Raw genomic sequence first — 6,559 nt, 5'->3', positions numbered from 1 at the left:
AGTTGCTCCAGTTGCTCCAGTTGCTCCAGTTGCTCCAGTTGCTCCAGTTGCTCCAGTTGCTCCAGTTGCTCCAGTTGCTCCAGTTGCTCCAGTTGGGCCTGTTGGGCCTATTATCGGACTTATTTGAAGAATAGATACATCATCAATAAAGATACTCGTATTTCCTGTTTTTTCAATAGAGACTAAACCCACTGATGCACCCTCTGGAACTGGAAAGGTTGATTTGAAAGCTATTATCCAGTCACCATTATTCGGGAGTTGAGTGGCTGGAATTGTTAATCCTAGTCCTTGTCCAAGATTACGAAGAGAGTTATCGTAATATATGATTGTAATCTTAATATTTGTGTTTATCCCTAAACCATCTTTAGAAATAGCTACCGTAAAATCAAATACCTCTCTCGGACTAACTGTAAAATATTGAGATAGATTAGCTGTTGCCGTTGTTGAACTCATAAATGCACTGTAAATGCCTGTATGACTTTTTACTCGAGTAACGACAGTGTTAACACCAACCCAAGGAGGAAGCGATCCAGTTTCAAAGCCACCGTTTTCGATTCTATTCTGAAACGCCATTTTCACCATCCTTTTTTATTCTTCTATAAAATATGTTTGTCTTCCGAAAAAAGTTTCGTGCAAGTGCCCCTTCATGAAAAAAATGATACTGATTTTGAATGGGTTATATAGAGATCCAAGAACCATCCTTGATCACTTGGAAAATTAATTCAGTATACGATCTTTTCATAGAATAGCCCGGTTGGAGATAGTAATGTAAGTCCTAAAAAGCAAGAAATCCCATCTTCTCAACAAGTAATAAGAAGTAGTGGATCAATTCAAGAAAATAAGGCAACCAAAAAACTACTCAAACAGAGTAGTTTTCATTTTCAGATAATTATGTAATCCTTCTTACGCTTTATAAGGAGTTGAAAAAATGAAACGAAAAAAGAAACCTACTATTTGCCGTATCTACTTGATCCACAAAAAGATACAACTTCGTATTCTCCTACATATGTAGCAACAATTGGCTGCTCGTTCTCTACAACCTCCTGAACGACATAGGTCATCTCTTCCCATTGTTACTTATCTAAAATCGGTGGATTAAACCTTGCAGTTTCTTTCCTCTGTTTTAAGTTTGCTTCTCGATGTTCTGGTAAAAACATTCTACCTCTTCTTTACTATACTGCAAATTAATATTTCATGATTTATTCCACCTTCTTTTGAGCATAAAAAATAACACCTCATGAGAAGTGGTTTTTAAAGATCCATTCAAATACGTGAAAGTTAACTTCGAACCAGACTTCAATATCTTCCTGATTTAATTATCCCTCCAAAATAGGATACATGTTCATGTAAATACATAAAAGCTGATTATGCATAATAGAATACGAATAAAGATCATACTATATCAACGATAGACCTTTATCTAATTTAAGACACAAGGAGGAAACTATAATACAAAAATATAGGAAATATTCCTTACTTGGATTAGTAGCAATTGCATTGGCGATAATTACTCTACTTAGTTCCCACTTTATAGAAGTTAAAGCAGGTGATTCAAAATCTACTGTAGCAGCAACTAATGGCACAGAAAAAAAACTTACGTTCGTACTCGTTCACGGTTCATGGGCAGACACAAGTTATTTTAAAGAAGTAGCTTCTGAACTTCGCAAACAAGGCAACAAAGTTTATATTCCTGAATATGCAGGTCATGGCTCTATGAAAGACATGAAAAACGTTACTCATGAGCAAATTACAAAATCTGTAGTGGACTATATCAAGAAGAAAGATTTGAATAATATTGTACTGGTTGGTCATAGCTTTGGTGGTACTGTAATCGCAAAAGTCGCTGAACAAGTTCCTGATCGCATTAACCGACTTGTATTCTTTAATGCTTTTGTTCCAAAAGACGGAGAAAGCCTATATGATCAGCTTCCACCGCCAATACAAGAAACGTTTAGTCAGCTTGCAGAATCGAGTAATGGAACGATTATGCTCCCATTCCCACTGTTTCGTGACGCTTTTGCAAATACAGCTAATCTTGAAGAAGCTAAAGTATTGTACAGCAAAATTTCTCCAGAACCGGCGGGTCCATTATTTCAAAAATTGGATCTCAAAAAATTCTACAGTTTACAAATCCCTAAAAGCTACTTAAATCTAACAGAAGATACCGCTAATCCGCAAATACCAGACTACGGTTGGCATCCGGTGCAATCCAGCCATCTTGGTTTCTACCGATACATTGAAGGAAATGGTGATCATTTTAGCACTGTTCACGCTGATCCAAAACAAATTGCTAAGAAATTGGTTAAAGCAGGAAGGCCATAATTCCTTTACCTTTGTTAGTCTTTACATTGATGAATTCATCCTACATAAAAAAAGAAACAAAGTCATAATGAATAATAAGGATGTCTTATTTCCAATTTCCCCGATCGATAGAACCAGACAAAACATCCCCAGTGGGAATTAAATCTTGGCACAAGGGAGAACTGATCTTTCGAGAGTTCCCCAATGTCTGCCGTCACATTTACCGAATCCTGAGAAAACTTATACCAAAGTGGTTTATCTCGACTAAAGGTTCATGGACCAGTTGCGAACTCCGTAACTGGTCCGTTACTTTCAAATGACGGCTTTTTCTTTATCCACTAGTTCTAGTCATTATTATTCGGATGGTATGTATATGGTGGATATTTAACAACTGGTGATTTCTTTTGATGTAGTCCATTTATAACATTTGGTCCAACATTTAAATTATCTTTAACAAGTTCATGAGGAGTTAATGCCATCCATTGATTGAGAGAAACATCCTCAAATCGATCACTTTTAAACATTTCTAGAAACCATAAACTTTCGGTACCAGTATTCTGGATATAATGTCCAAAAGCAAATGGTACATATCCAACATCACCTGCACGATAATCAAATGTTTTAGCAATTCCGTTCCCCGCAAATACAGTCATTCTTCCTTGTCCTGTTAAATAATATTGCCATTCATCGTTGTTCGGATGCCAGTGTAACTCTCTCACTCCACCTGGTTTTATTTCTACTAGGGCAGCTGCGATTGTTATCGAAATCGGGAAATTAGTTGAATCTACAATACGTACTGTACCACCAGAGGTTACAATTGGGTCTTGGGCCATTAATTTGTGTTTAAAACTTAATGATATAGTTCCATAAGGAGAATTTACTTTCTGATTTTCCAAAGATCCAGGTACATTATCTTGAAAAATATATACTTGATCCTTGGGAATACATTTGAAATCCTTTTTCGGCAAACCAAAATTTGCGGATAGAACATCTTTAGGAGTATGAGCAAACCAATCTGAAATGGATAGCGTATTTAGATCAGAAAAACTACCATCATCAAAAACTAGTATGAATTCACACCCATCCTCTAAACCTTGTATCGAATGAGGGATTCCAGGTGGGAAATACCAGATGTCACCAGGGCCAACATCTGCAATGAAATTTCTCCCCTCTTGATCGACGGCTGTGATCCTAGCTCTTCCTAAAATCATGTAGGACCATTCTGCTTGTTGATGCCAGTGTAACTCCCTTACTCCCCCAGGGGTTAGGCTCATATTTACTCCTGCTAATGTAGTAGCAATTGGTAGTTCCCGTTGAGTAACTTCTCTCGACCAACCTCCATGATTAAGTTTCATATTCGTATCCGAAAAAGAAAATTTTAAATTCGGCATTAATCCATTATCTGTAAGAGGAGGAACTAGCATATCGGGATTTTCTATATCCCTCCATACATCCCGTGGACCATAATCCGGCGAACCCGCTCCATCTTTCCTTATTGGTTGTGGCACTTGATCATACTGCAATTCATCGGAGTTACTCATCTACTTCCCTCCTGTTTTATTAACTGTATGATAAATTAATGGCAGTGTTCCTATATAATCCAGTTATAAAGTTGATGTCTTATTAAATGAAAATAACAAATAGCAAGAGCGACTAGGTTTCCCTAATCATCCCTGCTATACCGAGGAGAAATAATTACTTTCAACAGTTGAAGGATGACCGGCTACCGTGATACTGCAACCATGTGTATAAAAAAAGGTCATCCAATTTTTCTTAACCGGACGACCTTATAGTACGAAAATACCACTCGTGTGAGTGGTGATAGCTATGTCTATAATATTTTTGCTATCTCAGATTGTTTAAATTCTTCTTATAGAATCCAAGTACAAGTTATCTTTATTAAATAAATTCATAATTACGGATGACAATAAATAATGATTACAAAAAAGGAGGAATAAAAATGTATCATTGGAATTTAATAAATTCCCCCTACTACTTAGGAGAAGATGATCCACCCCCCGTTCATACACCCCATGGTCCTGGTGGCGGTGGCCCCATTCATACACCTCATGGTCCTGGCGGAAGTGTTCCTAGCCCCATACGAACCCCTCCTGGTTATTTTCCATTTCTTTATAGATATCCCTATTATCAATGGCAAAATTCAGAGTATGAAAAACAGCAACTATCTCGTCGAAAAAAAATAAAAAATAAAAGTATAATTAGAAATTTGGAAAAAGCAATCAATGGTGAATATAGTGCTATTATTTGCTATCAATTGTTAGCTCAACAGTCGAATGACGACACAGATAAAAAAGAATAGAAGAGATTAGGAAAGATGAAGAACGACATTTAGTTGAGTTTAGTCGAATCTATTTACAATTAACCGAAAAAAAAAGCAGTGCCCAGGCAATCTGAACAATGTTCCAATACATATCTAGAAGGATTACAACATGCTTTTGACGACGAACAAGAAACCGTTGATTTTTACAATGAGATCGCAGATAAAGCTAGAAATAGTAATGTGGAACGTATTTTTAGACGTGCAGCATTAGATGAGCAAAACCATGCGGTTTGGTTTTTACGACTGCTAAACAAGCACCAGAAATATTGAATCAGGTCTGGCTTTTTTTAACTTAAAAATAAGCAATTGCAAAAACCTCTTCATTGCATTGCATCAGCTTTTGTACTATATCGAATGAATGATTAAGTGATGCGTAGTACATAAATACTATTGAGTTTAAGCCGTTTATTCCCTGATCACATTGTGACATCTTCAAGATGTACTCAGTTTTGATATATTCAAACAGACAGCAAGAGCGACTAGGCTTACATCCCTAATCGCCCCTGCTATACTGAGGAGTTGTATGTTAGATCTTCTTACTATCATCATAACATGGATAAATCAATAGGACGGTATACTCACTTTGGTATACTTCTTTTTCATACGCTGGCTTATCTTTTTTATTCATATGAGACTATAACCCAATTCTGCTGCTATTTCTGGTAATGTAATCCCAATCACATCGCGCATATATGCAACTTTTGAATCTAACGTTTCAAATTCGTACAATATGGCAGATTGACGACCAGTACATTCCCCTAGATTCCTCAAGATATTTATCTTTTTCCTTTTTCAACTGTTCCAGTAATTTCTGTGTATCTATGATTCGTTTCATGACGCATCTACCTCCCAATCATCTAAACGAAACGCTGGAGCTTCCAGCTGATTGCATTGATATAGAAATTCTTTCTACCTCCCTTTTACTGTATGAGGTAGATTATGAAGTATGTCCATATCTTCATACCTTCCCCATTTCTCAAAATCACAACGGAAGTTTCTACTATCTTGTTCTCCTTCACTTATGTCGACTTTGAATTCATCTATCAGATCAACTGTTTTGAAATACCCTAATTCCTCTGTTTAGATCATTGTCGCCCTCCACCCATGGGAAATAAATCGCTCCAATTCCCTGATCCAGCAATGCATTTACGTTGGAGGTGAGAAGATGTGTTTTCCCACTTCCAAGAGCATCAAGCAAAACAATATATTTTCCCTTTCTTCTCGGATATCAAGAAAGTAATCGAGATAAGCAGAGGCACATTCATAGGCATCTTGCACAATAAGTGGTCAATCATCTAAATCGAAGTTTGCAAAAGTCATCTTTCTGAATTTATTTGTAATCTGACTCGATTTAAATAACTTCTCCACACGCTTAATGATCACCAAAGTTCCCTCTCCTACCTAGATAAATAAAGCATCTGAGCTTTATTCCAAGTTGAATACAACCCCTTCCTAGGAGATTTACAGCATGTTATGTTAAATCAAGGTCTTTGTAAGAGAAGTTAGAAAAAGATGAAAACGTTCAAGATTTAAACACCGAAACTGGAAACCAAATTTTCTCGATTTACAAAAAGCGGAGAAAGAAAAACATCTTATTTCTATCATTGTAAAAGCCGGAGAATAAGGACCTGCAATATGCCACAAGTGAATAAACGAAATCTTAAAAATGAGTTTATAACCAAAAAAACAAAAATTTGCATTTGACGCATCTGTATGGTAGCGCGTATAGTATAAAAGGAATATAAATTAACTTACCGTTAGGTGAGGCTCCTGTATAGAGAGATGCTTCTGCCCAAAAATGTCGAAAGACGCCAATGGGTTAACAGGAAAGATCGGCTTAAGGTCTTTCTTAACGTAGCTGGCTTAAGCCTATGCTATACAGTGCTAAAACTCAACGAGAGGTAGGTCTTTGTCGTC

The 6,559-nt window shown here is 36.7% G+C and carries 4 protein-coding genes, 1 pseudogene and 1 riboswitch; of the genes and pseudogenes, 2 read left to right on the top strand and 3 right to left on the bottom strand.

The features are described from left to right. The coding region (locus A3GQ_RS0119725; RefSeq protein ID WP_028778525.1) for an NTTRR-F1 domain at positions 1-573 on the bottom strand (573 nt) is incomplete at its 3' end. A 924-nt stretch (positions 574-1,497) separates the two neighbouring features. Here A3GQ_RS0119725 and A3GQ_RS0119715 point away from each other — a divergent pair. Then, a complete protein-coding gene (locus A3GQ_RS0119715; protein WP_245596822.1) occupies positions 1,498-2,322 on the top strand; it encodes an alpha/beta hydrolase in 825 nt (274 codons plus the stop codon). A gap of 323 nt (positions 2,323-2,645) precedes the next feature. Here A3GQ_RS0119715 and A3GQ_RS0119710 read toward each other — a convergent pair whose 3' ends face one another. After that, positions 2,646-3,842 (bottom strand): oxalate decarboxylase family bicupin, encoded by a 1,197-nt coding sequence (locus A3GQ_RS0119710; RefSeq protein ID WP_028778523.1) that lies wholly within the window; start codon positions 3,840-3,842, stop codon positions 2,646-2,648. A 659-nt stretch (positions 3,843-4,501) separates the two neighbouring features. Between A3GQ_RS0119710 and A3GQ_RS28095 the strand changes: the two are divergent. Further along, a pseudogene (locus A3GQ_RS28095) lies at positions 4,502-4,912 on the top strand (ferritin-like domain-containing protein). Positions 4,913-5,266: 354 nt separating this feature from the next. Here A3GQ_RS28095 and A3GQ_RS27375 read toward each other — a convergent pair. Then, a complete protein-coding gene (locus tag A3GQ_RS27375; RefSeq protein WP_156877826.1) occupies positions 5,267-5,413 on the bottom strand; it encodes a hypothetical protein in 147 nt (48 codons plus the stop codon). A gap of 975 nt (positions 5,414-6,388) precedes the next feature. Beyond that, positions 6,389-6,552, top strand: a riboswitch (M-box (ykoK) riboswitch). The last annotated feature ends 7 nt before the right edge of the window (positions 6,553-6,559 follow it).

Source organism: Shimazuella kribbensis DSM 45090, from assembly GCF_000428065.1.
In the GTDB taxonomy this organism is placed as follows: domain Bacteria; phylum Bacillota; class Bacilli; order Thermoactinomycetales; family Thermoactinomycetaceae; genus Shimazuella; species Shimazuella kribbensis.
Note: the sequence above shows the minus strand (reverse complement) of the source record. Positions and strands in the feature narration are given on the sequence as shown.

Excerpts from the sequence above, each read along its gene's own strand:
- A3GQ_RS0119710 (WP_028778523.1), bottom strand. The coding sequence starts at position 3,842 with ATGAGTAACTCCGATGAATTGCAGTATGATCAAGTGCCACAACCAATA.